Source organism: Aromatoleum evansii (assembly GCF_045689615.1).
Taxonomy (GTDB): Bacteria; Pseudomonadota; Gammaproteobacteria; order Burkholderiales; family Rhodocyclaceae; genus Aromatoleum; species Aromatoleum evansii.
In genome coordinates this window covers 876,515-900,349 of the sequence record NZ_CP141259.1, presented here as the reverse complement: position 1 = coordinate 900,349, position 23,835 = coordinate 876,515, and the positions used below count along the sequence as shown (strand labels likewise).

Sequence of the window (23,835 nt, the reverse complement as noted above, 5' to 3'; positions counted from 1 at the left end):
TCACCCGCCTCGACTCAGCAAATACAGCAAAACCAGATTTGCCAGCAGTGACAAGACCGCGACGATCTTCAGCGTCAGCGTCGGATTGCGCGCGGCCAGCGGTGCCCGCCTGTGCGTCGCGAGCGGGCGGTGCGCACCGCGCTCCAGCGCGAGCAGGAATTCCTCGGCGGTCTCGAAGCGCTCCTTCGCCTCCCGCGCACAGGCTTTCAGCAGCACCCGTTCCAGCCACTCGGGCGCATCGGGGCGGAAGCGCGTCGGCGGCACCGGCTCGCCGAAGCGCGGGCGCTGGAAAGGCTCGATCTCGCCGTAGGGGTATTTGCGCGTCAGCAGCTCGTACAGCGTCACGCCGCAGGCATAGAGGTCGCTCGACTCGTTCGCCTGCTTTCCCGCGAAGAGTTCGGGAGCCATGTAGGACGGCGTGCCGGGGTTATTGATCTCGCGCAGATCCTCGCCGTCGGACGCCGCGACGCCGAGGTCGAGCACACGCAGCTCGCCCTTGCGGTCGATGTGGATGTTGTCGGGCTTGATGTCGCGATGCACGATGCCGAGCCGGTGCAGCGCCGCGACGGCGCGCAGCAGCGCGGTGCCGATGCCCACCAGCTCGTGCGCCGCATAGCGGTGGCCACGTGCGAGGCTCGCCTTCAGCGTCTCGCCCTCGTGCCAGCTCATCAGGTAGTACAGGTGATCGCGCCCGGAATGCTCGCACACGCGCGGAAAGCCCTGCCCCGGCACGCGGCGCGCGATCCATTCCTCGCGCACCAGGGACGCCATCGCCTCCTCGTCGCCCTCCTCCTGGCGCAGGGTCTTCAAGACCAGCGCCGCGCCGTCGGAAAGACGCGTCACGCGGTACAGCAGCGTCACGCGCGACTCGTGCAGCAACTCTTCGACGCGCAGTCCGTCCAGCGTCTCGCCAACCTTGAGCCGCGGCGGCAGGGGCAGGCGCCGGCCGCTCGCGAGACGGTCGCGCAGGTTGTCCGCGGGAACGGCATCCACGTTCGCGACGAGCGCCGTGCAGTTGTCGGTGGCACCGGCACGCAGCGCCTCCAGCACCAGCGCATCGGCGGCGGCCTGCGGGTCTTCTTCGCGCGCCACGAGCTCGCCAATCAGCTCGTCGCCCAGCGTGTTCCACACACCGTCGCTGACCAGCACGAAGCGGGCGCCGATCGCGAGCTCGCCGTCCGCGAAGTCGATCAGCAGTTGCGCGTCCAGCCCCACCGCGCGGCGCAGCACGTTGTCGAGCTCGGGGTGTTCCCAGGTGTGATCCTCGGTGAGCCGCCGCAGCGCGCCTTCCTGCCACAGATAGGCGCGCGAGTCGCCGACGTGGGCGACGTAGTAACGCCGCCCGCGCAGCACCACCGCCGTGAGCGTCGTCGCCATGCCCGCGTAGTCGCGCGACTTCGCCGACTGGGCGAGCAGCCAGCGGTTGATGGCGCCGACCACGGTGTCGATGGACTTCTCGACGCTCCAGGTGTCGGGCGTCGCGTAGTAGTCGGCAAGCAGGCCGCGCACCGTGTATTCCGCCGCCTCCCGGCCGTTCGCATGGCCGCCGACGCCGTCCGCGACCGCCAGCATCAACCCCTTCGCCTCGAGCTCCACCCCTTCCGGGGTCGCCGCGCCAACGAAATCCTCATTGCGCGGCCGCAGGCCTTGCTCGGTGGCGTGACCGAGGCGCACGGAGAGCGGCATCCCATTGCCCGGGCGGCGCGCAGCGGCGGGTGCGGCCGTCACCGACCCACCCTCTACATCCCGTTCGGGCTGAGTCCTTCGGCCGAGCTCAGCACAGGCCTGTCGAAGCCCTTCCGAGCCCCGCCCTTCGACGGGCTCAGGGCGAACGGGTGACGATAAGGCCGCGACCTTGTTCATGCCTGCGCTCTCCTCCTGAGCCCCGGTCCCTGCCTCAGATCCGCGCCGACGTGAGGTGCGCCGCACCCCAGGTCGTGCGCCAGCGCGTCTTCACCGATGTGAGCCCGATCAACGCCGCAAGGGCGAGCCCGGCGAAGATCATGAAGCCCATCTGGTAGCTGCCGGTCGCCTGCTTCGCGTAGCCCAGCGAGGACGCGAGGTAGAAGCCGCCGACACCGCCCGCCATGCCCACGAGGCCCGTCATCACGCCGATCTCCTTGCGGAAGCGCTGCGGCACGAGCTGGAACACCGCGCCGTTGCCCATGCCCAGCGCCAGCATCGCCGCCACGAACACCGCGAGCGCCATCCACGCCTCCGGCAGGCCCAGCCCGACGATGGCGAGGAAGAGCGCCGCGAACACGTACATCACCGACAGGCTCTTGATGCCGCCGACACGGTCCGCGACGCGACCGCCGATCGGGCGCACCAGGGAGCCCGCAAACACGCAGGCGGCGGTGAAGTAACCGGCCATCTTCGCATCGAGCCCGTACTGGGTATTGAAGTAGATCGTCAGCGAGGACGCCAGGCCGACGAAGCCGCCGAAGGTCACCGAGTAGAAGAACATGAACCACCACGCGTCCTTGTCCTTCAGCACCTTGAAGTACTCGGTCAGCGGCTTCGCGGGCGGGCATTCGGGCGCGTCCTTCGCGACGACGAGGTAGAACGCGAACACCAGCACCAGCGGGATCAGCGCGAGGCCGAAGACGTTGGTCCAGCCATAGGCCATCGCCAGCCCCGGCGCGAACAGCGCCGCGAGCGCGGTGCCCGAGTTGCCGGCGCCGGCGATGCCGAGCGCCGTGCCCTGATGCTCCGGCGGATACCAGCGCGAGGCAAGCGGCAGCGCGACTGCGAAGGCTGCACCGGCAAAGCCTAGGAACACGCCCAGCAGCAGTGTCTGTTCGTAGCTGTGGATGCCGAACTGCCACGCGACGAAGAGTGCGCCGATCACGATGACCTGACCGATCGCCCCGGCCATCTTCGGCTTCAGGTGATCGACCAGCACGCCCATCAGGATGCGCAGGATCGCGCCGGCCAGCACCGGCACCGCGACCATCAGGCCCTTCTGCGCGTGGTCCAGGCCCAGGTCCTTGGCGATCTGCACGCCCAGCGGCCCGAGGATGACCCACACCATGAAGGCGAGGTCGAAGTACAGGAAGGAGGCCAGCAGCGTCGGCGGGTGGCCTGCCTTGAGGAAGGATTGCTTGTCCATTACTAACTCCGAAATTCGAATGCGGCTACCGTAGGGCGGGAGGAGCCGAAGGCGTATCCCGCCGCGCGGCGGTCGGGAGGGTCTCGACCGTTGGTTTGGCGGGATGCGCTTCGCTCCTCCCGCCCTACGATTCGCGGTAACTCAAACCTTCAGCAGCACCCGGCCGCCCTCGACCTTCACCGCGAAGGGCTTCGTGCAACCCACATCCGGCGCAACCGCGTTGCCCGAGTCGAGCTCGATCTTCCAGCTGTGCAGCGGGCAGGTGACCTGGCGCCCATGCACGATGCCCTGCGACAGCGGGCCCTGCTTGTGCGGGCACTTGTCGTGCAGCGCGAAGACCTCGTTGTCCGCGTTGCGGAAGATCGCGATGTCGCCGCCGCGCGCAGCCTTCACGACGCGCGAACCGAGCACGGGGATGTCCTCGACGGCGCAGATGTCCTTCCAGCCGGCTTCGACGCTGATTTCAAAGGTGTTCATCGATTCGCTCCGCTCTCAGGCTTCAAGGATTTCGAATTCGCGGCGCACGGCGGGCACGGCATCGGCGGCATAGCGCTCGGCCCACGGGTCCTTCGCGTCCTGCAGCGCGTAGAGCAGTCGCTCGAACAGGGCCTTCCGGCTCTCGGCGTTCTCCAGCACGTGCTTCTTCACATGCTCCAGCCCCACGCGCTCGACGTAATGCACCGTGCGCTCGAGGTAGAAGCCCTCTTCGCGGTAGAGCTGCAGGAAGGCGCCCGAGTACTCCATCACCTCCTCGCGCGTCTGCACCTTGCACAGGAACTGCGCCACCTCCGTCTTGATGCCGCCGTTACCCGCGACGTAGAGCTCCCAACCCGAATCGACCCCGATCACGCCGACGTCCTTGATGCCGGCCTCGGCGCAGTTGCGCGGGCAGCCGGACACCGCGAGCTTCACCTTGTGCGGGCTCCACATGCCGAACAGCATTTTCTCCAGATCGATGCCCATCGCCATCGAACGCTGCGTGCCGAAGCGGCAGTGTTCGGCGCCGACGCAGGTCTTCACGGTGCGGATGCTCTTGCCGTAAGCGTGGCCCGAAGGCATGCCGAGGTCCTTCCACACGTGCGGCAGGTCCTCCTTCTTGATGCCCAGCAGGTCGATGCGCTGGCCGCCGGTCACCTTCACCGTCGGCACCTTGTACTTCTCGGCGACCTCGGCGATGCGCTTCAGCTCCGCCGGCGTCGTCACGCCCCCCAGCATCTGCGGCACGACCGAATAGGTGCCGTCCTTCTGGATGTTGGCGTGCGCGCGCTCGTTGATGAAGCGGCTCTGCGGGTCGTCCTTGGCCTCGTGCGGCCAGGTCGAGATCAGGTAGTAGTTGAGCGCCGGCCGGCAGGTCGAGCAGCCGTTCGGCGTCTTCCACGACAGCGTCTCCATCGCATCGGGGATGTTCAACAGCTTGTGGTCGCGGATCGCCTTCCTCACGTCGCCGTGCGACAGCTCGGTGCAGCCGCACACCGGCTTGTCGTGCGCCGACACCGCCTGATAGGCGCCTCCGACCGTCGAAGCGAGGATCTGCTCGACGAGGCCCGTGCAGGAGCCGCAGGAGGACGCGGCCTTGGTGTGCTTCTTCACCTCGTCCAGAGTGAAGAGCCCCTTCTCCTTGATCGCCTTGACGATGGTGCCCTTGCACACCCCGTTGCAGCCGCACACCTCGGCCGTGTCGGCCATCGCAGCGGCCTTGTTCTCGCCCTTGTGGCCCGCGTCGCCGAGATGGTTCTGGCCGAACATCAGGTGGTCGCGGATCTCGTGGATGTCCTGGCCATCCTTCATCAGCTGGAAGTACCACGAGCCGTCCGCCGTGTCGCCGTACAGCACCGAGCCCACGATGCGGTTGTTCCTGATCACGATGCGCTTGTAGACGCCGCCCTGCTTGTCGTGCAGCACGATGTCCTCGGTGTCCGGCCCGCCCGAGAAGTCGCCCGCCGAGAAGACGTCGATGCCGGTCACCTTGAGCTTGGTCGAGGTCACCGAGCCTTCGTAGCGGCCGATACCGAAGTTCGCGAGATGGTTCGCGCACACCTTGCCCTGCTCGAAGAGCGGCGCGACCAGGCCGTAGGCGATGCCGCGGTGCGCGACGCACTCGCCGACCGCATACACGCGCGGGTCGGTCACGGTCTGCAGCGTGTCGGACACCGCGATGCCGCGCGCACGTCCCGTGCCGCAGTAGATGCCCGCCGATTCCGCCAGCGCGAAGTTCGGGCGGATGCCGGCGGCGACGACGACGAGGTCGGCCGGGATCTCCATGCCGTCCTTGAAGCGCACCGCACCCACGCGCCCACTCTCGCCGCGCACCAGCGCCTCGGTCTGCTTCGACAGCAGGAAGTTCATGCCCTTCGCTTCGAGCGAAGCCTGCAGCATGTCGGCGGCCGGCTTGTCGAGCTGGCGCTCCATGATCCAGTCTGCCAGATGCACGACGGTGACGCTCATGCCGCGCAGCATCAGGCCGTTCGCGGCCTCCAGGCCCAGTAGGCCCGCGCCGATCACGACCGCGTGCTTGTACTTGGTCGAAGCCTCGATCATCGCCTCGGTGTCGCCGATGTCGCGGTAGGCGAGCACGCCCGGCAGGTCCGCACCCGGGATAGGCGGGATGAAGGGGGTCGAGCCGGTCGCGATCAGCAGGCGGTCGTACTCGGCTTCGGTACCGTCGGCGGCGATGACCCTGCGCTTGATGCGGTCGATCTTCGTCACCATCTTGCCGGCGTGCAGCGTGATGGCGTTGTCGCGGTACCAGTCGAGATCGTTGAGCATGATCTCCGGCAGCGTCATCTCGCCGGCGAGCACCGGCGAGAGCAGGATGCGGTTGTAGTTGCCGTGCGGCTCGGCGCCGAACACCGTGATGTCGTACAGGTCCGGGGCGAGCTTCAGCAGTTCTTCGAGCGTGCGACAGCCGGCCATGCCGTTGCCGATCATCACGAGTTTCATTTTTTTCATGGCGGGCTCCTTCAGGCAGCGCGGGATGCGAATTCAGTGTTGGGGAGAGCAAGGCGGGCTTCGGCGTAGGCCGCGACCTCGCCGATGACGACCAGCGCGGGCGCGGGCAGCACGGCTTCGCGGGCGCGTTCGGCGATGTCGGCGAGCGTGCCGACCACCTGCTGCTGCGTCGGCAGCGTGCCGTGGGCGATCACCGCGGCGGGGGTCGAACAGGACAGGCCGCCCGCGGCGAGCCGCTCGGCGATGCGCGGCAGCGCGCCCAGCCCCATGTAGATCACCAGTGTCGTGCCGCTTTTCGCCAGCGCGGACCAGTCGGGCTCGGTTCCGTCCTCCGTGTGGCCGGTCACCATCGTCACGCCGAAGCAATGCGCGCGATGCGTGACCGGAATCCCCGCAGCACCCGCCACGGCAACGCCGGCGGTGAGGCCGTGGATCACCTCGACCTCGATGCCCAGCGCGCGCAGGTAGTCCATCTCCTCGCCGCCGCGCCCGAACACGAAAGGGTCACCCCCCTTCACCCGCGCGACCGTCAGCCCGCGCCGCGCATAACGCGCCATCGCGCGGTGGATGAACTCCTGTGCCGCCGACTTCATCCCCGCGCGCTTGCCGACCCGCAGCACGCGCGCCGTCGGCTTCGCCAGCGCCAACACCTCGTCCGTCACCAGCGCATCGGCCAGCAGCACGTCGGCCTGCCCGATGGCGCGGGCCGCGCGCAGCGTCAGCAGGTCTGCAGCTCCGGGGCCGGCACCGACGAGAAACACCTTGGCCATGATCGTTCTCCACTCCGAAAGGCGAAAAAAAACGGCGCCACGTCGCCCCCGGGAACTGATTTCCCGAAGAAACGACGGACGCCGTTGTCCGCATGCTCTGCACCAAGCACTTCGCCGGAGCCTCATTGCCCCGGCTTGCGGTTCACCTATCGCAAAATGGGTGCCAGCCCCCAAAAATCACGCCAACACACTGAATTTATTTATGTTTACCTTAAAACCGCCGAATCATCCGGTTGAACGGGAAGGCACCATGCCGGTGCATTCAAGCGGATGCTGCACCACAACATCGCAGCGATCGATACGCCGTGGGGAACGATCTTTCTCCAGACGGGCGTGGCTGAGAGCCTCGGCCATGAACAGGAGCGGAGGCGAATCAAGTAAGGGGAAAACTGATACGCCGGTTCAGGACGAAGGCGGGGAAGAAGGGGCCTTGCGGCAGTTCTGGTACTCGCCGAGCCTTCCGTTGCAGAGGCTCCGCATGATCGCGGCCGACTTTCACATTGCCGCGCGAGCAATTTCGGTCGCGGCGCCCCGATCGGGGGGCGCCGCGAACCCTATTCACTCGAAGATCACGATATCCGACCCATCCAGGTCGGCCATGCGTCCCTTCACAATGGCCAGCAGCACGGCGGACGATTCCTGCCCGTTGCCGTCCGCGTCGTAATAGAGTTTTCCTGAGGTCGTGTCGTAAATCAGGAAATCGTCCGCGCCGGTCTGGTTCGGGCTGGCTCCGGCGCCCTTGAAGAAGTTGGCCGCGGTGAAGCCGGCAAGGGACTCGAACTCCTCGACATCGAAGCCCAGCTTATCCACCGTGGCATCGAAGTCGTTGATGCGATGCACGGACGTCTTGACGACCTGCGTGCCGTCCTGCTTGAACACGGTCTCGCTTGGCGGCGTGAACAGCTTGTCGAACACGAAGGTGTCGCTGCCCGTGCCGCCCCACACCTTGTCCTCACCCTCGCCGAGGAAGATCAGGTCGTCGCCGGCGCCGGTCCGGATCGTGTCGTTGCCAGAGGATTCAACGCCATCCTCGACGTAGTAGCCGTCCGGATCGATGATGTCATTCCCGGCGCCGGTGGTGATGATGTCATTTCCTTCACCGCCGATCACGACGTTATTGCCGTCGCCGGCCTTCACGATGTCGTTGCCCGTTCCCGAAGCGATGAAATCGTCGCCGCCGCCAGCGGTGACACGGTCGTTGCCGTCGTCATCGTCGACAAGGCCGACCTCGGCGAACACTATGTTGTCGCCATTACCCGCATGGACGTTGTCGTTGCCCTTGCCCATGTAGATGAGGTCATGCCCTTCACCCGCCTTGACCGTGTCGTTGCCGGCATTGCCGTCGATCACGTCGTCGTCCGCGGTGCCGACCAGCTTGTCGTTGCCCAGAGTGCCGATCAGCCCGTCCCACTCGACGACCGACCACAGCAGGTTCGCGCCGTCCAGATCGTTCCACTGCCCGGGCACGCCGATGCCGCCGGCGGGCGCAGGCCACTTGCCCGTGGCAATGGCGAGGAAGTCCTGCATGCCAAGGAAATCGTCCGGCTCGCTGCCGAGGCTGCCTGAGCCCCAGTTCTGGTAGCCCGAGCCGACCGATGTGCCGTCCAGCCATTGCCAGCTGCCTTCGCTTTGCACGTCCGAGGCCCCGAGCCAGAGATAGCTCGCGCCTCCACCGTCCGCGGCCGTGCTTGCGCCCTTGGCGACGGAAGCCTTAAGGTTCTTCAGGATCGCGGCGTTTTCCCCGGCGGATCCGATGGTCGACAGATACGACGACACGACAAAGGGAGCGTCCTCCACGCCTGTCAGGCGTCCGCCGTCGTTCCACGCGAGCCCCAGCGCATTCGACGAGGCATCATCCCAGCTCAGCGGGGCCGGCTCGATCTCGTAGGTGTGTCCGTTGTAGTAGAAGTGCATTGCCATCGCAGTCGTTCTCCGGTTCCGGGCTTTCGCGATGATAACCGCACATCATTGCCGCGTCACCCGGACATCCTGTCCCGCAGGTCCTTCCACCGCACAACCGCGAGGATGAGCAGGCCCATCGGCAGGACATCCCCCGTCCCGCCGACGCGCCAATGCCGCCTCAGGCCGCGTGCTTCAGCTGCTTCTTGTACAGGAAATCCAGCACCGCCGCGCGGCAGTGCGCGAACTCCGGCTGCTCGGCCAGCGCCAGGCGATCGCGCGGACGCGCCAGCTTCACCTCCAGGATCTCGCCGATCGTCGCCGCCGGCCCGTTGGTGAGCATCACGACGCGATCCGACAGCAGCACCGCCTCATCGACGTCGTGCGTCACCATCACCATCGTCGCCTTCGTCGCCGCGAGGATCTTCACCAGCTCGTCCTGCAGCATCGCACGCGTGAGCGCATCGAGCGCGCCGAAAGGCTCGTCCATCAGCAGGATGCGCGGCTCCATCGACAGCGCGCGGGCGATGCCGACCCGCTGCTTCATGCCCCCCGAGATCTCGTGCGGAAACTTCGTCTCTGCGTGCGACAGGCCCACCAGCGCCAGCGCATCCTGCGTGCGCTGCTTGAGCTTCGCCTTGCCCTCCTTCGCGCCGAACACGCGATCGACCGCGAGATACACGTTGTCATAGCACGTGAGCCACGGCAGCAGCGAATGATTCTGGAACACCACCGCACGCTCCGGCCCGGGCCCCGCGATCTCGCGCCCGTCGCACAGCATCACGCCCGAGGTCGGCCGCGTGAGTCCGGCGATCAGGTTCAGCAGTGTCGACTTGCCGCAGCCCGAGTGGCCGATCAGGCTGATGCTCTCGCCCTCGTGGATGTCCAGGTTGATCCCGCGCAGCGCCGTGAAGGGTCCGTTCTTCGTGTTGAAGGTCTGCCCGACATTCTCGATCTGTACGATCTTTTTCATGATGTCTCCTTCACCGCTCAGCGGCTTTCATAGTTGAAGCGGCGGGCAAGCAGCATCAGCGCCTGCTCGAGGATCAGACCGACGATGCCGATCACGAAGATCGCGATGATGATGTGCTCGACCTTGAGGTTGTTCCACTCGTCCCACACCCAGAAACCGATCCCCACGCCGCCGGTCAGCATCTCGGCCGCGACGATCACCAGCCACGCCGTGCCGATCGACAGGCGGATGCCGGTCAGCATGTAGGGCAGCACCGCCGGGAACAGGATCTTCGTGAACACCTTCCACTCGGACAGGTTCAGCACCCGCGCCACGTTGAGGTAGTCCTGCGGCACGCGCGTCACGCCCTGGGCGGTGTTGAGAATCATCGGCCAGATCGAACAGATGAAGATCGTCCAGGTGGCCGCCGGATCGGCGCGCTGGAACACCAGCAGGCCGATCGGCAACCACGCGAGCGGGCTCACCGGGCGCAGCAGGCTGATGATCGGGTTCATCATCTGAGACAGCACCGCGAAGCGCCCCAGCAGGAAGCCTGCCGGGATGCCCACCAGCGCCGCGATGCCGAAACCGATCGCCACGCGCTGCAAGGACGACAGCACGTTCCAGCCGATGCCCTGGTCGTTCGGCCCGGCGCGGTAGAACGGGTCGGAGAAGATCGCCACCGCCGCCTCCCAGGTCTTGCCCGGCGTCGGGATGCCGCCGCCGTTCATCGTCGCCAGATGCCACAGGCCGATCAGCAGCGCGAGCCCCGCCAAGGGCGGCAGCACGGCCGCGGCCAGCGCGCGCATCCAGCCGCCCAGGCGCGCGCCGTAGCCCCTGCCCGGCGCCGCAGCAGGCGCATCGGCCGCCACGACCTTCACCGCCCGGCCCTTGCCGCGCGCCGCCAGCACCGCGCGCAGCCCCCTCACCTCCGCGGTCCCGGCGTCAGTCCGGTCCGCCACCACTGCCAGCGTCATCGCCGCGCCCTCCCGCTCACGCCCTGACCTTGAACGAACCGGCGTACTTCGCCGGATCCTTGCCGTCCCACACCACGCCGTCGATAAGCTTGTGGCTGCGCATCTCGCTCTTGGGCAGCGGCACCTTCGCCGCCGTTGCCGCCTGCTTGTAGATGTCGATACGATTGATCTGCTTCGCCACCGCGAGGTAATCGACATCCTTGTCGAGCAGCCCCCAGCGCCGGTGCTGCGTCAGGAACCACATGCCGTCCGACAGGTAAGGGAAGTTCACCGCGCCATCGCTGTAGAACTTCATGTAGTTCGGATCGTCCCAGCTCTTGCCCAGCCCGTTCGAGTAACGACCCAGCATGCGCTCGAGGATCACGTCCATGTCCGTGTTGATATAGGACTTCTGCGCGACGGTCTCGGCGGTCGTGCGGCGGTTAGGCAGCGACGAGTCGATCCAGCGGCCGGCCTCGAGGATCGCGGCGGTCAGCGCGCGCGCCGCGTTGGGATGCTTCGCAACCCAGTCGGCGGTGGTACCGAGCACCTTCTCCGGGTGGTCGGTCCAGATGTCCTGCGTCGTCACCGCGGTAAAGCCGATCTTGTCCATGATCGCGCGGTTGTTCCACGGCTCGCCGACACAGAACCCGTCCATGTTGCCCACGCGCATGTTCGCGACCATCTGCGGCGGCGGGACGGTGATGACCTTCACGTCCTTCATCGGGTTGATGTCGTGCGCCGCCAGCCAGTAGTACAGCCACATCGCGTGCGTGCCGGTCGGGAAGGTCTGCGCGAAGGTGTATTCGCCCGGCTTCGCGGTGATCAGCTTCCTCAGCCCCGCGCCGTCGGTGACGCCCTGCTCCTTCAGCTTGCTCGCGAGCGTGATTGCCTGGCCGTTGTTGTTCAGGCTCATCAGCACCGCCATGTCCTTCTTCGGCCCGCCGATTCCCAGATGCACGCCATACACGAGTCCGTACAGCACATGCGCCGCATCGAGCTCGCCCGACACCAGCTTGTCGCGCACCGCCGCCCAGCTCGCCTCCTTGCTCGGGATGATCTTGATGCCATACTTCTCGTCGAACTTCTGCACCGCCGCCATCACCACCGACGAGCAGTCCGTCAGCGGGATGAAGCCGACGCGGATCTCCTTCTTCTCCGGCGCGTCCGAACCTGCCGCCCACGCGCCTCCGCTCACGCCCAAGCCCGTCGAGCCCATCATCGCTGCTCCCGAAAGCACCATCGTCCGCCGCACGAACTCCCGCCGCGACATGCCCTTGTCCTCGAACGCACTCATCTTCATCTCCCTGCAGGCTGGAAAACGAAAACGGCGCACATCGCCCGTGGCAAATCGCGAGGATTCCGCCCGGGGATGGACGCCGTTGTCCGTAGCTTGCACGACCCCGACATTGGGGCCGGTCAATCCGTCGCCGAACCGCCATTGATTCGACTCAGGGCTTCCATAGCAGATGCTGTGCCAGGCGCGGCGAACAACGCCTAACACCTTTATCGGCAAGGGTTTCCGTAGCAACGAAGCATGATGAAACATGCGGCGGGAACGCATGGCAACCGCACTATTGCAGTGCACAACACAGGGGTATCGCACCAATCGTGCGCGGCTGTTCCCGGTCGAACAAGTTGGGCAGGCCGCCCTGTGGGAGCGGCTTCAGCCGCGAATCGGCGATGTCGCCATGACTGCGTCCATTCGCGGCTGAAGCCGCTCCCACAGGGGAACTCGGCTTGCATTCGCCGCCGAACGGGTCCTGCACCGGGTGGTGCAGCACCTGCTACAGCAAGTACTTCGCCATGTCGATGAGATCCTGCGCGACCGCCGCCATCGGCTTCGCGCGCTCCATCGCAAGCTTGCGCAGCGCCGCGTAGGCCTCGGCCTCGGCCATTCCGCGCGACTTCATCAGCAGGCCCTTGGCGCGGTCGATCAGCTTGCGCTCGGAGAGCTTCTTTGTCGCAGCCGCGAGCTCGCTGCGCAAGGCCTGATGCTCCTCGAAGCTCGCCACCGCGACGTCGATCACGGGCTTCAGGCGCTGCGGGTCGAGGCCATCGACGACATAGGTCGACACCCCCGCCTTCACCGCCGCACGTATCGTCTCCTGGTCGCCTTCCTGCGCGAAGATGATCACCGGTCGCGGCATCTCCGCGTTCATCACCGCCAGGTTCTCCAGCGTGTCGCGCGACGGCGCATCCGTCTCGATCAGGATGACGTCCGGCCGGATCGCCTCGATCTGCGCGCTCAGATCCGACGAGGACGCCAGCACCGCCGCCACCTGATGACCGGCGAGCGCGAGCCCGGCGCAGATTTCCGCCGCCCGGGCCCGGGATTCATCGATGACGAGTACGCGAAGCATGGTGTGCTCCATGCAAGATTCACGCCGCAGCCAGGCGACGCGGCGTCACCCGCCGCGCTGGCGCCGCGCCTCGAACAGGCAGATCCCGCTCGCGACCGATACGTTGAGGCTCTCGACGGTGCCGAGCATCGGGATCTTCGCCAGTTCGTCGCAGGTCTCGCGCGTCAGCCGGCGCAAGCCCTCGCCTTCGGCGCCCATCACCCACGCGACCGGCCCCTTCTGGTCGATCTCGTAAAGCGACTTCTCCGCCTCGCCCGCAGCCCCCACGACCCATACGCCCGCCTCCTGCATCTCGCGCAACGCGCGCGCCAGGTTGGTCACCGTGATGTAGGGCACCGAATCGGCCGCACCGCTCGCCACCTTCACCGCGGTCGCATTGAGGCCCACCGCACGGTCCTTCGGCGCCACCACCGCGTGCGCTCCGGCCGCGTCCGCAACACGCAGGCAGGCGCCGAGATTGTGCGGATCCTGCACGCCATCGAGAACGAGGATCAGCGCATTTTCTTCAAGCACGTCGAGCACGTCGGCGAGCTTGATGTCGCGGCTGCGCGCATCGACGCGCGCCACCACGCCCTGGTGCCGGCGCGTGCCGACCATCCCATCGAGGCGATCGGCCTCAGCCTGGATCATGCGCACCTTCTGCGCCTCGGCCAGCCGCACGACGTCCTTCGAACGCGCATCGGTGCGGCTCGACGACAAATACAGCTCGAACACCGCCTCGGGGTCACGGCGCAGCTTACCCAGCACGGCATGGAAGCCGTAGATCAGGCGCGATTCCGCGCGACCAGCGGCGGGGGCCTCGTCATGGCCCGGCTGCTGCGGGCGGGAACGGCTTGGGGGTTTGTTAGCCACGGAGTTTCACTTTCCTTGTAGATGCTGCAGTTTCTTTCTTCGGCTCGGCCACCTCGCCGGCCTTCGGAGCCTTGCTTGCCTTCGCGGCCCTGTCCGTTTCCGGGGCCTTGGCCTCGGGGGCCGGCACTTCCGCCCTTGCCTTCTTCGCGCCCGCGGTCCTGCCAGCCTTCGACGGGGCAACCGGTTCGGCAGGCTGCGCAGGCTTCGCGGCCTTCTTCGCAGCGGCCGCCTTCGTCGGCTTTGCTACAACCGCGTCCGACGCCACCGTGGACTTCCGGGCGCGCTTGTCCGGCGACGCCGCCGCAGCCTCGGGAACCGCCACGGCCACGACCTTGCGCGTCGTCCGCGCCTTCTTCACCGGAGCGACGGGCGCATCGGCCGTCGACGTCACGCCGGCTGCCTTCACGGCCTGTGCGGGCGCGGTTTCAGCCGTGGTTGCGGCAGCAGAACGCTTGGAGCCCCGAACGGATGCTACTGCCGGCTGCGCAGGTGCGCTCCCCGGAGCAGCGGCCTTGCGCCCGGCCTGCGCCTTCGGCTGTGGTGCAGGCTCAGCCGCCGGCCGCGGTGCCGCGAGCACCGCAGCGGAGACGACCGTCTTCTTCCTGCCACCCTTCGCCTTCGGCGCAGCGGTTTCCGGAGCCGCGATCGCGACGACGGCCTCGGGCACTGCTTTCACCTCCGGAGGCACCTTCGCCGCGGCCCTGTCCTTCGCCGTCTTGCCGGTCCGCTCGGTCGCCCGCGGCGCACCTTCGATCAGGCGGAAGTCGATCTTGCTCGACTCCAGATCGACCCGCACGACCTGCACCCGCACGCGATCCGACAGACGGAAGCGCGCACCTGTGCGCTCACCGGCGAGCTCGTGGCGCGTCTCGTCGAAGTGGAAGTAGTCGCTGCCGAGGTCCGAAATGTGGACCAGTCCCTCGATGAAGATGTCGTCGAGGGCGACGAAGAGGCCGAAGGGTACCACCGCCGACACACTGCCGGTGAACTCCTCGCCGACCTTGTCCTGCATGTAGTAGCACTTCAGCCACGCCACGACATCGCGCGTCGCCTCATCCGCGCGCCGCTCGGTCGCGGAGCAGTGCAGGCCTATTTCGTCCCAGTCGCCCGCCGCGTAGGTGCGGTTCTCCAGCGCCGCCTTGATCGACCGGTGCACCAGCAGATCGGGATAACGGCGGATCGGCGACGTGAAGTGCGTATAGGCCTCGTACGCCAACCCGAAATGGCCGACGTTGTCCGGGCTGTACACCGCCTGGCGCAGCGAGCGCAGCATCACCGTCTGCAACAACTGGGCATCGGGGCGGTCCTTCACCTTCTCCAGCAGCGTCGCATAGTCGCCGGCCTTCGGCTCGTCGCCGCCGCCCACACCCAGGCCGAACTCGGCGAGGAAGCCGCGCAACTTCTCGAGCTTTTCCGGCGTCGGGCCTTCATGCACGCGATACAGCGCCGGATGCTCGCGTTCGTGCAGGAATTCGGACGCGCACACGTTGGCCGCGAGCATGCATTCCTCGATCAGGCGGTGCGCATCGTTGCGCACCTCCGGCACGATGCGCTCGATCTTTCCGTCGGCATCGAAGATCATGCGCGTCTCGGTCGTCTCGAAATCGATCGCACCACGCTTCGCACGCGCCTTCAGCAGCACGCGGAAGAGCTTGTCGAGGTCCTCGAGGTGCGGCAGCAATCCGCCGACCAGCTCGCGCGCCGCGACGTCCTTGTCGTACAGCGCCGCCGCGACCTGCGTGTAGGTCAGGCGCGCGTGCGAGAACATCACCGCGGGGTAGAAGCGGTACGCCTTGATCTCCCCTGTCGGGCCGATGCTCATGTCGCATACCATGCACAGGCGCTCGACTTGCGGGTTGAGCGAACACAGCCCGTTGCTGAGCTTCTCCGGCAGCATGGGGATCACGCGGCGCGGGAAATACACCGAGTTGCCGCGCTCCTGCGCCTCGACGTCCAGCGCGCTGCCGGGCTGCACGTAATGCGAGACGTCCGCGATCGCGACGACCAGGCGGTAGCCGCGCCCCTGCCGCTCGCAGTACACCGCGTCGTCGAAATCCTTGGCCGTCTCGCCATCGATGGTCACCAGCGGCAGCTGCGTGATGTCCTCGCGCCCCGCCCAGTCCATCTTGCGCACCTTCGCCGGCAGCTTGCGCGTCTCGACCTTCGCCTCCGGCGAGAACTCGAACGGCAGCTCGTGCTTGCGCAGCGCGATCTCGATCTCCATGCCCGGATCGGCATAGTTGCCGAGAACCTCCACGATGCGGCCGATAGGCTGCGTGAATTTCGTCGGCTGCTGCACGAGTTCGGCCGTGACGATCTGCCCAGGCCGCGCCCGCTTGCCGCCCGCGGCGACCAGGATGTCCTGCGCGATGCGCCGGTTCTCCGGCACCACCACCTGCACGCCGTGCTGATCCAGCACGCGCCCGACGATGCGCGTATTCGCGCGCTCGAGCACTTCGACCACCTTGCCTTCTGGACGCCCGCGCCGGTCAACGCCGGTGATGCGAGCGATCACCCGGTCGCCGTGCAGGACCTCGCGCATCTCCTTCGGACCGAGGAAGATGTCCGGCTGCCCGTCTTCACGGATGATGAAGCCGAAGCCGTCCGCATGTCCCGACACGCGGCCCCGGATCAGGTCGGCCTTGTCGGGCAACAGGTAAGCATCACGCCGGTTACGCATCAGTTGCCCGTCGCGCTCCATGGCGCGCAGGCGGCGCTCGAACAGCACGGCCTCGTCACTGCGCACATCGAGCGCCGCGCACAGCGCCTCGAAGCTCAGCGGCACGCCCTTGTCGGCGAGCACCTGCACCACGTATTCGCGGCTCGGCAGCGGGTGCTCGTACTCGGCCGCCTCCCGCGCATAGAAGGGATCGGCGCGGCGGATGGCACTCGGAGCCGGCACACGGCCAGAGCCCGGCTTGCGCGCGGCGGAGCCGCGCGAGTTGCTGTCGGATTTCGTTTTTTGTTTTTTCATGCTTTCAATGGTTGACTTTCGTTGTTCGGCGCTTATAATGCGCGGCTCTTGCCCAGATGGCGGAATTGGTAGACGCACTAGTTTCAGGTACTAGCGCTGCGAGGCGTGGAGGTTCGAGTCCTCTTCTGGGCACCAGTTTCACGGAAAAGCCGACCTTGTGTCGGCTTTTTTGTTGCCCGTCGCATAGCGACGGATGAAAGAATTTGCAGGGCGGCGGCAATGCCTCGGCTCCCGCCGACCCAGGGCTCGCAAGCTGTACGATCGCCACGCGGGGACGATTATTCTGTGGGAGCGGCTTCAGCCGCGAATGGGCCGCGATGCGTGCGATACCGCCGATTCGCGGCTGAAGCCGCTCCCACCGGACACCCCGCCCGGTCCTTAGTGCGATTGCCAAATCCCCCTTGGCCGAGTGCAAACTTGCCGCTATAATGCGCGCTCTTGCCCAGATGGCGGAATTGGTAGACGCACTAGTTTCAGGTACTAGCGCCGCGAGGCGTGGAGGTTCGAGTCCTCTTCTGGGCACCAAATCCAGGCAAAAGCCGGTCGAAAGACCGGCTTTTGCTTTTTGTGCTTCCCGTGCGGAATCGCCGCAAGCGCTGCGCCCCACCCCGCGAACGACCACGCTGCCCGACGACGCGCCCGCCACGACCGGCAGGCGCGCGAAGCCGGTCGCTGCCGGCCCCGTTTCGTTCAGCGCTTCCGTTCCGGTCAAGCCTGCTCAGGCTCCGAACGGATGGCGGCGCAGGATCGTTTCGTCGCGCTCCGGACCGGTCGAGATCACGTCGATCGGGATTTCGATGATCTCCTCGATGCGGTGCAGGTAGGCACGCGCCTCCTGCGGCAGCGCATCCCAGCTCTGCGCGCCGAAGGTCGTGCCGCTCCAGCCCGCCATCGTCTCGTAGATCGGCTCGCAACGCGTTACTTCCTCCGAGCCCATGGGCAGGAGGTCGATGCGCTTGCCGTCGAGCATGTAACCCGTGCACAGCTTCAGCTCGGGCAGCCCGTCGAGCACGTCGAGCTTGGTGATGCACAGACCCGTGACGCCGTTGATGATGATCGAGCGCTTGAGCGCCGCGAGGTCGAGCCAGCCGCAACGGCGCTTGCGCCCGGTCACGGTGCCGAACTCGCGCCCCTTGGTCGACATCTGGTGACCCGGCACGCCGGCGGTCTCGATGTCGAGCTCGGTCGGGAATGGACCGCCGCCGACGCGGGTGCAGTACGCCTTGGTGATGCCCAGCACGTAGTGCAGGCGCCCCGGACCGACACCCGATCCAGCCGCAGCCTGGCCCGCGACGCAGTTGCTGGAGGTGACGAAGGGATAGGTGCCGTGATCGATGTCGAGCAGCGTGCCCTGGGCACCTTCGAACAGCAGGTTGCCGCCGGCCTTGTTCACCGCGTACAGCTCGGCCGAAACGTCAGCCACCATCGGGCGGATTTCCTCGGCGTCGGCCATCGCCTGGTCGAACACGGTCTGGAAGTCGACCGCATCGGCACCGAGGTGCTGCGTCAGCACGAAGTTGTGGTATTCGAGGTTCGCGCGCAGCTTCTCGGCGAAGCGTTCGCGGTCGAACAGGTCATACACGCGCAGCGCGCGGCGGGCGACCTTGTCCTCGTAAGTCGGGCCGATGCCCTTGCCGGTCGTGCCGATCTTGTCGGAGGCGCTCTTCGCCGCCTCGCGCGCGCGATCGAGCGCGGAGTGGTAACCGAGGATCAGCGGGCAGCCCGGGCTGATGCGCAGGCGCTCGCGCACCTTGATGCCACCTGCTTCGAGCACGCGGATCTCGGACAACAGATGATGCGCGTCGAGCACCACGCCATTGCCGATGTAGCAGGCCACGCCTTCGCGCACGATGCCCGAAGGCACGAGGTTGAGCTTGTATTCGTTGGCCCCGATCACCAGCGTATGGCCGGCGTTGTGGCCACCCTGGAAGCGCACCACGCCCTTGGCATGGTCGGTGAGCCAGTCAACGATCTTGCCCTTGCCCTCGTCGCCCCACTGGGTGCCGACAACCACTACGTTCTTTGACATTTACTTCATTCTCCCTGAAGCGCCTCGACCGTCCAGCGGCCGTCACGCCCGATCAGTTGCCGGTCGCAACCGGCCTCCTTCCAGCTTCCATCATGTCCCGGCAGGGCCGTCATCACGACCTCGCCCTGCGCGCGCAACTGCGCGACCATTTCCTGCAAGGCCTCGTCCGCGACGGCCGGCGCGAGGATGGCGCCCGGCTCCGCCGCATCGGGCAGATGTAACGCCAGCTCGCGCAGGTCGAGGCTGAAACCCGTCGCCGGCCTCGCACGGCCGAATGCCTGACCGATACGGTCGTAGCGCCCGCCCAGCGCGAGCGCCGCCGGCGAGCCGCTGCCGTAGGCGGCGAAGACCACTCCGTTGTGATAGTGGTAGCCGCGCAGATCGGCAAGGTCGAAACTGATCGGCAAATCGGCAAGCGCGGTCGCGAGCGTGCTCAGATCGTCGAGCGCGGAACGGATTGCCGGCTCATCGGGCAGGCAGCGGCGCGCCTCGTCCAGCACCTCGGCGCCGCCATACAGGGCCGGCAAGGCCAACAGCGCCGAGCGCGCCGGCTCGGCAACGTCGGCCAGCAGTTCGCGCAGGCCCGGCACGTCCTTCGCCTGCAGCAGATCGAAAAGCTCTTCCTCACGCTCCGGCACCATCCCGGCCTGCGCTGCGAGCACGCGGAACAGGCCGACGTGTCCCAGGTCGATGCGGCTCGCGGGCACCTCGGCGAGACGCATCACTTCGGACAGCAGGCGCACAATCTCGATGTCGGCATCGATGCCGGCATGTCCATACAGCTCGGCACCGAGTTGCAGCGGCTCGCGCGTGGCCGTGAGCGTCGACGGCAGCGCGTGCAGCACGCTGCCGCAGTAACACAGGCGCGACACGCCCTTGCGGTTCAGCAGGTGGGCGTCGATGCGCGCGACCTGCGGGGTCATATCGGCACGCACGCCCATCGTCTTGCCCGAGAGCTGGTCGACCAGCTTGAAGGTGCGCAGCTTGAGATCCTGGCCGGCACCGGTCGTCAGCGAGTCGAGGTATTCGAGCAGCGGCGGCACCACGAGCTGGTAGCCGTGGCTGCGGAAGGCGTCGAGCAGGCGCCGGCGCAGGCGCTCGAGCTTTTCGGCCTCGGACGGCAGCGCGTCCTGGATGTGATCGGGAAGTACCCAGCGCATGATATTTACGAGAACACCACGAGCAGCGCGACACCGATCAGCATCGAGGTCAGTCCGATGAAACGGATCTGACCGTCAGCCATCTGCGCGAGCCGCAAAAAAGTTTCGCGCCAGGCGGCTGGCGCGACAAAGGGCAGGATGCCTTCGATCACCAACATCAGTGCGAAGGCCATCAGCAGCTTGTTGCTCATGAGCTCAGTTCTTCTTGCCCCCGCCGGAATCCTTCATGAACCTGAAGAACTCGGAGCTCGGATCGACGACCATCACGTCGTTCTTGGTTGCGAAGCTTTCGCGGTACGCCTCGAGGCTGCGGTAGAAGGAATAGAACTCGGCGTTCTGGCCATAGGCCTGCGCGTACGTCGCGGTGGCCTTGGCGTCGCCGGCACCCTTGATCTGCTGCGCCTCGCGGTAGGCTTCCGCGATGATGACCTCGCGCTGGCGATCGGCGTCGGCACGGATCTTCTCGGCGATCGCCCCGCCCTCCGAACGCAGCTCGTTGGCGACACGCTTGCGCTCGGCCTCCATGCGGCGATACACGGATTCGGACACTTCGAGCGGCAGATCGACGCGCTTCAGGCGCACGTCCAGGATCTGCACGCCGATCTTGCGCGCGTCCAGGTCGGCGCGGGTGCGCATGTCTTCCATGATCTTGTCGCGGGCGCCGGACACCACGTCATGCACGGTGCGGCGACCGAACTCCTCGCGCAGGCCGGCGTTTACGGTCTGCAGCAGACGGATGCGCGCACGCGCCTCGTCGCCCGCCACGGAGACGTAGTAGAGCTGAGGGTCGACGATGCGCCACTTGACGAAGTGGTCGACCAGCACGTTCTTCTTTTCCGCCGTGATGAAACGCTCGGGTTCCGGCGTGTCCATCGTCAGGATGCGGCGATCGAAGTAGCGCACGTTCTGGATCATGGGCCACTTGAAGTTCAGGCCCGGCTTGTCGATCACTTCCTTGACCTCGCCGAGCTGGAATACCACGGCGAACTGCCGCTGATCCACAGTAAACAGCGTCATCGAGGCGAGTGCGGCGAGCAGCAGCAACGCGCCCGCGAAAATCGGCATCTTGTCACGCATCAGCGCTCTCCCCGTTCACGATCGCGCGCCATCAGATCGCGGCTGCGTGAATCCATCGAACTGTCGCCCCGCCCTGCCGGTGCCGGAGCCGCGGCGGTCGGTGTCGGCGCCGGATTCGCGTCGTGCGCTCCCTGGCTGCCGGTTGCCTGCATCAGCTTGTCGAGCGGCATGAACAGCAGGTTGCCGTTGCCCTTGGCGTCGACCATGACCTTGCTGGTCTTCGACATGACCTGCTGCATCGTTTCGAGATACAGGCGCTCACGCGTTACTTCCGGCGCGCGTCGGTACTCGGCCAGGATCTGCGTGAAGCGGCTCGCATCGCCTTCCGCGTTCGCGATCACCCGCGCCTGATAGGCGTTGGCTTCCTCGATCAGACGGGACGCGGTACCGCGCGCGCGCGGAATCACGTCGTTGGCGTAGGCCTCACCCTCGTTGCGCAGGCGTTCGCGATCCTGTCCGGCCTTCACCGCGTCGTCGAACGCGGCCTGCACCTGCTCGGGCGGCTGGGCGTTCTGCATCGTCACGCGGCTGATCTGGATACCCGTATCGTAGCGGTCGAGGATCTTCTGGATCGATTCATGTGCGCTCGAGGCCATCTGCTCGCGCCCTTCGTAGAGCACGAAGTCCATCTTGCTCTTGCCGACGATCTCGCGCATCGCGGATTCGGCCGCATGCATCACGGACTCGTCGGCATAGCGGTTATTGAACAGGTACTTCTCCGGACTCGTCAGTATGTACTGCACCGCGAACTGGATGTTGATGATGTTCTCGTCATCGGTGAGCATCAGCGCTTCGCGCAGCATCTTGTTACGCTCGGAACCGCGATAGCCGACCTCGACGGTACGCACGCCGGTCAGGTCGACCACGTCGCTCGTCTCGATCGGATAGGGCAGGCGCCAGCGCAGGCCCGGCTCGGTCGTCTCGACATAGCTGCCGAAGCGCAGGACGACGCCGCGCTGGTTGGCGTCGACGATGTAGAAGCCGCTGGCGAGCCAGATGACCGCGACGAGCCCCAGCAGCGCGCCGATGCCGCCACCGAACTGTTTGAACGAGAGCTGCGGGAATTGCGGCCCGCCGCCATCGCCACCACCGCCGCCACGCGGCCCGCGCTTGCCGCCGAGCATGCCCGACAGGCGCTGATTGAAGTCGCGCCACAGGTCCTCGAGGTCGGGAGGCCCTTGGTTGCCACCGCGCCTGTCGTCGCCGCGCTTGTCGTCGCCATTCCCCTGGTTGCTACCCCAGCGTGGATCGTTGAGAGACATTAGAACGCCTGTAATCACGTTTGAATTGGGTCTTTATCGGTGAAATCCGGCCCGATCCCGACTGGATCGGCCGACGCGTCCGTCGCTGCGTCGCGCGCTGCCTCGGCGAGGGCCTCGCGCAACAGCCCGAGTCCTTCGCCAGTCCTGGCGCTCAGAAAAACGCGCACGATCTTACCATACTCGTCCCGCTGAACTCCGGGCTCGGCGCGGGTCAGGTCGATCTTGTTCATGACCATGATCTGCGGCACGGCACCGGCACCGATCTCGGCGAGCACCCCATTGACGGCCTCGATCTGGGCCTCGCGGTCCTCGCTCGCGCAGTCTACGACGTGCAAAAGCAGGTCCGCGTTCGCGGTTTCCTCGAGCGTCGCATGGAAGGCCGCGACGAGCGCGTGCGGCAGGTCGCGGATGAAGCCTACCGTATCGGAGAGCACGACGTTGCTCCCCTCGCCCACATAGAGACGGCGCGAGGTCGTGTCCAGGGTCGCGAAGAGCTGGTCGGCCGCATACGCGCCGGCCTTGGTCAGCGAATTGAACAGCGTCGACTTGCCGGCGTTGGTGTAGCCGACGAGCGACACCGACAGCACGTTGCGCCCTTCGCGCCCGCGGCGGCGTACGCGGCGCTGCTTCTCGATCTGCGCGAGGCGCTCCCGGAGCACCTTGACGCGCTTGCCCAGCAGCCGGCGGTCGGTCTCGAGCTGGGTTTCGCCCGGACCACGCAGGCCGATGCCGCCCTTCTGGCGCTCGAGGTGGGTCCAGCCGCGCACGAGGCGGGTCGAGAGGTGGTCGAGCTGTGCGAGCTCGACCTGCAGCTTGCCCTCGTGGCTGCGCGCACGCTGCGCGAAGATGTCGAGGATCAGGGCCGTGCGGTCGACCACGCGGCACTGCAAGTTGCGTTCGAGATTGCGCTGCTGGGCAGGCGACAGCGCGTGGTTGAAGATGACGAAATCGGCACCATGGGCGCGCAGCGCTTCGCCGATCTCGTCGACCTTGCCGCGTCCGGCGAAAAGCGCCGGATCGGGCCGCGCCCGCCGGCCGCCGATGACTGCCTCGACGCTGGCGCCGGCGCTGAGTGCGAGCAGCTTGAGTTCGGAAAGGCGCTCGTCCAGCGCGCCCTGGTTCAGGTCGAGCTGGACAAGTACCGCGCGCTCACCGGCATCGGGGCGCTCAAACATGGAGGAACTTGGCGTCCATGGGGCGCCCGCGGGACTCAGCTATTGCCGTCACCCGAGTCCTGTTGCTGGATGTTGACCGGGCGTGCGGGCACGACGGTCGAGATCGCGTGCTTATACACCATCTGGGTGACGGTGTTCTTCAGCAGCACGACGTACTGGTCGAAGGATTCGATCTGGCCCTGCAGCTTGATGCCGTTGACCAGGTAGATCGCCACGGGGACATGCTCCCTGCGCAGGGTGTTCAGGAACGGGTCTTGTAGAAGTTGCCCTTTGTTGCTCATTTTCAAACCTCGAGGCTGCGTTTT

19 protein-coding genes and 2 tRNA genes are annotated in these 23,835 nt (G+C 66.5%); 2 read left to right on the top strand and 19 right to left on the bottom strand.

The window, feature by feature from the left end; translation table 11 throughout:
- The 12 genes from U5817_RS04070 to rnr all read right to left on the bottom strand — a co-directional run bounded on the left by U5817_RS04070 (window position 1) and on the right by rnr (window position 16,827).
- Entirely contained in the window at window positions 1-1,686 is a 1,686-nt protein-coding gene (locus tag U5817_RS04070; RefSeq protein WP_407281017.1) for a protein kinase domain-containing protein, read from the bottom strand.
- Window positions 1,687-1,897: 211 nt separating this feature from the next.
- Complete coding sequence (locus U5817_RS04065; RefSeq protein WP_169126440.1) at window positions 1,898-3,112, bottom strand: NarK/NasA family nitrate transporter; 1,215 nt, start codon at window positions 3,110-3,112, stop codon at window positions 1,898-1,900.
- Window positions 3,113-3,253: 141 nt separating this feature from the next.
- The gene (gene nirD, locus U5817_RS04060) at window positions 3,254-3,589 is read right to left on the bottom strand and encodes a nitrite reductase small subunit NirD (RefSeq protein ID WP_407279799.1); all 336 of its coding nucleotides are present in this window, start codon (window positions 3,587-3,589) and stop codon (window positions 3,254-3,256) included.
- A gap of 15 nt (window positions 3,590-3,604) precedes the next feature.
- Complete coding sequence (nirB, locus tag U5817_RS04055; protein WP_407279798.1) at window positions 3,605-6,061, bottom strand: nitrite reductase large subunit NirB; 2,457 nt, start codon at window positions 6,059-6,061, stop codon at window positions 3,605-3,607.
- Window positions 6,062-6,072: 11 nt separating this feature from the next.
- Entirely contained in the window at window positions 6,073-6,831 is a 759-nt protein-coding gene (cobA, locus tag U5817_RS04050) for a uroporphyrinogen-III C-methyltransferase (RefSeq protein ID WP_407279797.1), read from the bottom strand.
- A gap of 558 nt (window positions 6,832-7,389) precedes the next feature.
- A complete protein-coding gene (locus tag U5817_RS04045) occupies window positions 7,390-8,751 on the bottom strand; it encodes a hypothetical protein (protein ID WP_407279796.1) in 1,362 nt (453 codons plus the stop codon).
- Window positions 8,752-8,911: 160 nt separating this feature from the next.
- Window positions 8,912-9,703 carry an ABC transporter ATP-binding protein gene (locus U5817_RS04040; RefSeq protein WP_407279795.1) on the bottom strand — a complete coding sequence of 264 codons (792 nt, stop codon included), beginning with the start codon at window positions 9,701-9,703 and terminating at the stop codon, window positions 8,912-8,914.
- A 17-nt stretch (window positions 9,704-9,720) separates the two neighbouring features.
- Window positions 9,721-10,659 carry a nitrate ABC transporter permease gene (gene ntrB, locus U5817_RS04035; protein ID WP_407279794.1) on the bottom strand — a complete coding sequence of 313 codons (939 nt, stop codon included), beginning with the start codon at window positions 10,657-10,659 and terminating at the stop codon, window positions 9,721-9,723.
- A gap of 16 nt (window positions 10,660-10,675) precedes the next feature.
- On the bottom strand, window positions 10,676-11,941 hold the full coding sequence (locus U5817_RS04030) for a CmpA/NrtA family ABC transporter substrate-binding protein (protein WP_407279793.1): 1,266 nt from the start codon (window positions 11,939-11,941) through the stop codon (window positions 10,676-10,678).
- 484 nt (window positions 11,942-12,425) lie between these two features.
- A complete protein-coding gene (locus U5817_RS04025) occupies window positions 12,426-13,001 on the bottom strand; it encodes an ANTAR domain-containing response regulator (RefSeq protein ID WP_407279792.1) in 576 nt (191 codons plus the stop codon).
- A 45-nt stretch (window positions 13,002-13,046) separates the two neighbouring features.
- Window positions 13,047-13,769 carry a 23S rRNA (guanosine(2251)-2'-O)-methyltransferase RlmB gene (rlmB, locus tag U5817_RS04020; RefSeq protein ID WP_407281015.1) on the bottom strand — a complete coding sequence of 241 codons (723 nt, stop codon included), beginning with the start codon at window positions 13,767-13,769 and terminating at the stop codon, window positions 13,047-13,049.
- Window positions 13,770-13,845: 76 nt separating this feature from the next.
- Entirely contained in the window at window positions 13,846-16,827 is a 2,982-nt protein-coding gene (gene rnr / locus U5817_RS04015; protein WP_407279791.1) for a ribonuclease R, read from the bottom strand.
- Window positions 16,828-16,877: 50 nt separating this feature from the next.
- On the opposite strand from rnr, the gene U5817_RS04010 reads away from it, so the two are divergent.
- Together U5817_RS04010 and U5817_RS04005 are read left to right on the top strand one after the other, a co-directional pair.
- Window positions 16,878-16,962: transfer RNA gene (locus U5817_RS04010), tRNA-Leu, on the top strand.
- A 305-nt stretch (window positions 16,963-17,267) separates the two neighbouring features.
- Window positions 17,268-17,352 (top strand) — tRNA-Leu (locus U5817_RS04005).
- A gap of 193 nt (window positions 17,353-17,545) precedes the next feature.
- Here U5817_RS04005 and U5817_RS04000 read toward each other — a convergent pair.
- The 7 genes from U5817_RS04000 to hfq are packed head-to-tail and all read right to left on the bottom strand — an operon-like array spanning window position 17,546 to window position 23,811.
- On the bottom strand, window positions 17,546-18,856 hold the full coding sequence (locus U5817_RS04000) for an adenylosuccinate synthase (RefSeq protein ID WP_169130677.1): 1,311 nt from the start codon (window positions 18,854-18,856) through the stop codon (window positions 17,546-17,548).
- Window positions 18,857-18,861: 5 nt separating this feature from the next.
- Window positions 18,862-20,016, bottom strand: coding sequence for an ATP phosphoribosyltransferase regulatory subunit (locus U5817_RS03995; RefSeq protein WP_169130679.1), 1,155 nt, complete (start codon window positions 20,014-20,016; stop codon window positions 18,862-18,864).
- A 5-nt stretch (window positions 20,017-20,021) separates the two neighbouring features.
- Complete coding sequence (locus U5817_RS03990; protein ID WP_169130681.1) at window positions 20,022-20,207, bottom strand: DUF2065 domain-containing protein; 186 nt, start codon at window positions 20,205-20,207, stop codon at window positions 20,022-20,024.
- Window positions 20,208-20,211: 4 nt separating this feature from the next.
- Window positions 20,212-21,093, bottom strand: coding sequence for a protease modulator HflC (gene hflC / locus U5817_RS03985; protein ID WP_169130683.1), 882 nt, complete (start codon window positions 21,091-21,093; stop codon window positions 20,212-20,214).
- Window positions 21,093-22,355, bottom strand: a complete 1,263-nt coding sequence (gene hflK, locus U5817_RS03980; protein WP_169130686.1) for an FtsH protease activity modulator HflK — start codon at window positions 22,353-22,355, stop codon at window positions 21,093-21,095. The genes hflC and hflK overlap by 1 nt, the downstream gene beginning before the upstream one ends.
- Before the next feature lie 14 nt (window positions 22,356-22,369).
- Window positions 22,370-23,530 carry a ribosome rescue GTPase HflX gene (hflX, locus tag U5817_RS03975; RefSeq protein WP_407279790.1) on the bottom strand — a complete coding sequence of 387 codons (1,161 nt, stop codon included), beginning with the start codon at window positions 23,528-23,530 and terminating at the stop codon, window positions 22,370-22,372.
- 35 nt (window positions 23,531-23,565) lie between these two features.
- A complete protein-coding gene (gene hfq / locus U5817_RS03970; protein ID WP_026295813.1) occupies window positions 23,566-23,811 on the bottom strand; it encodes an RNA chaperone Hfq in 246 nt (81 codons plus the stop codon).
- Window positions 23,812-23,835 lie beyond the last annotated feature (24 nt).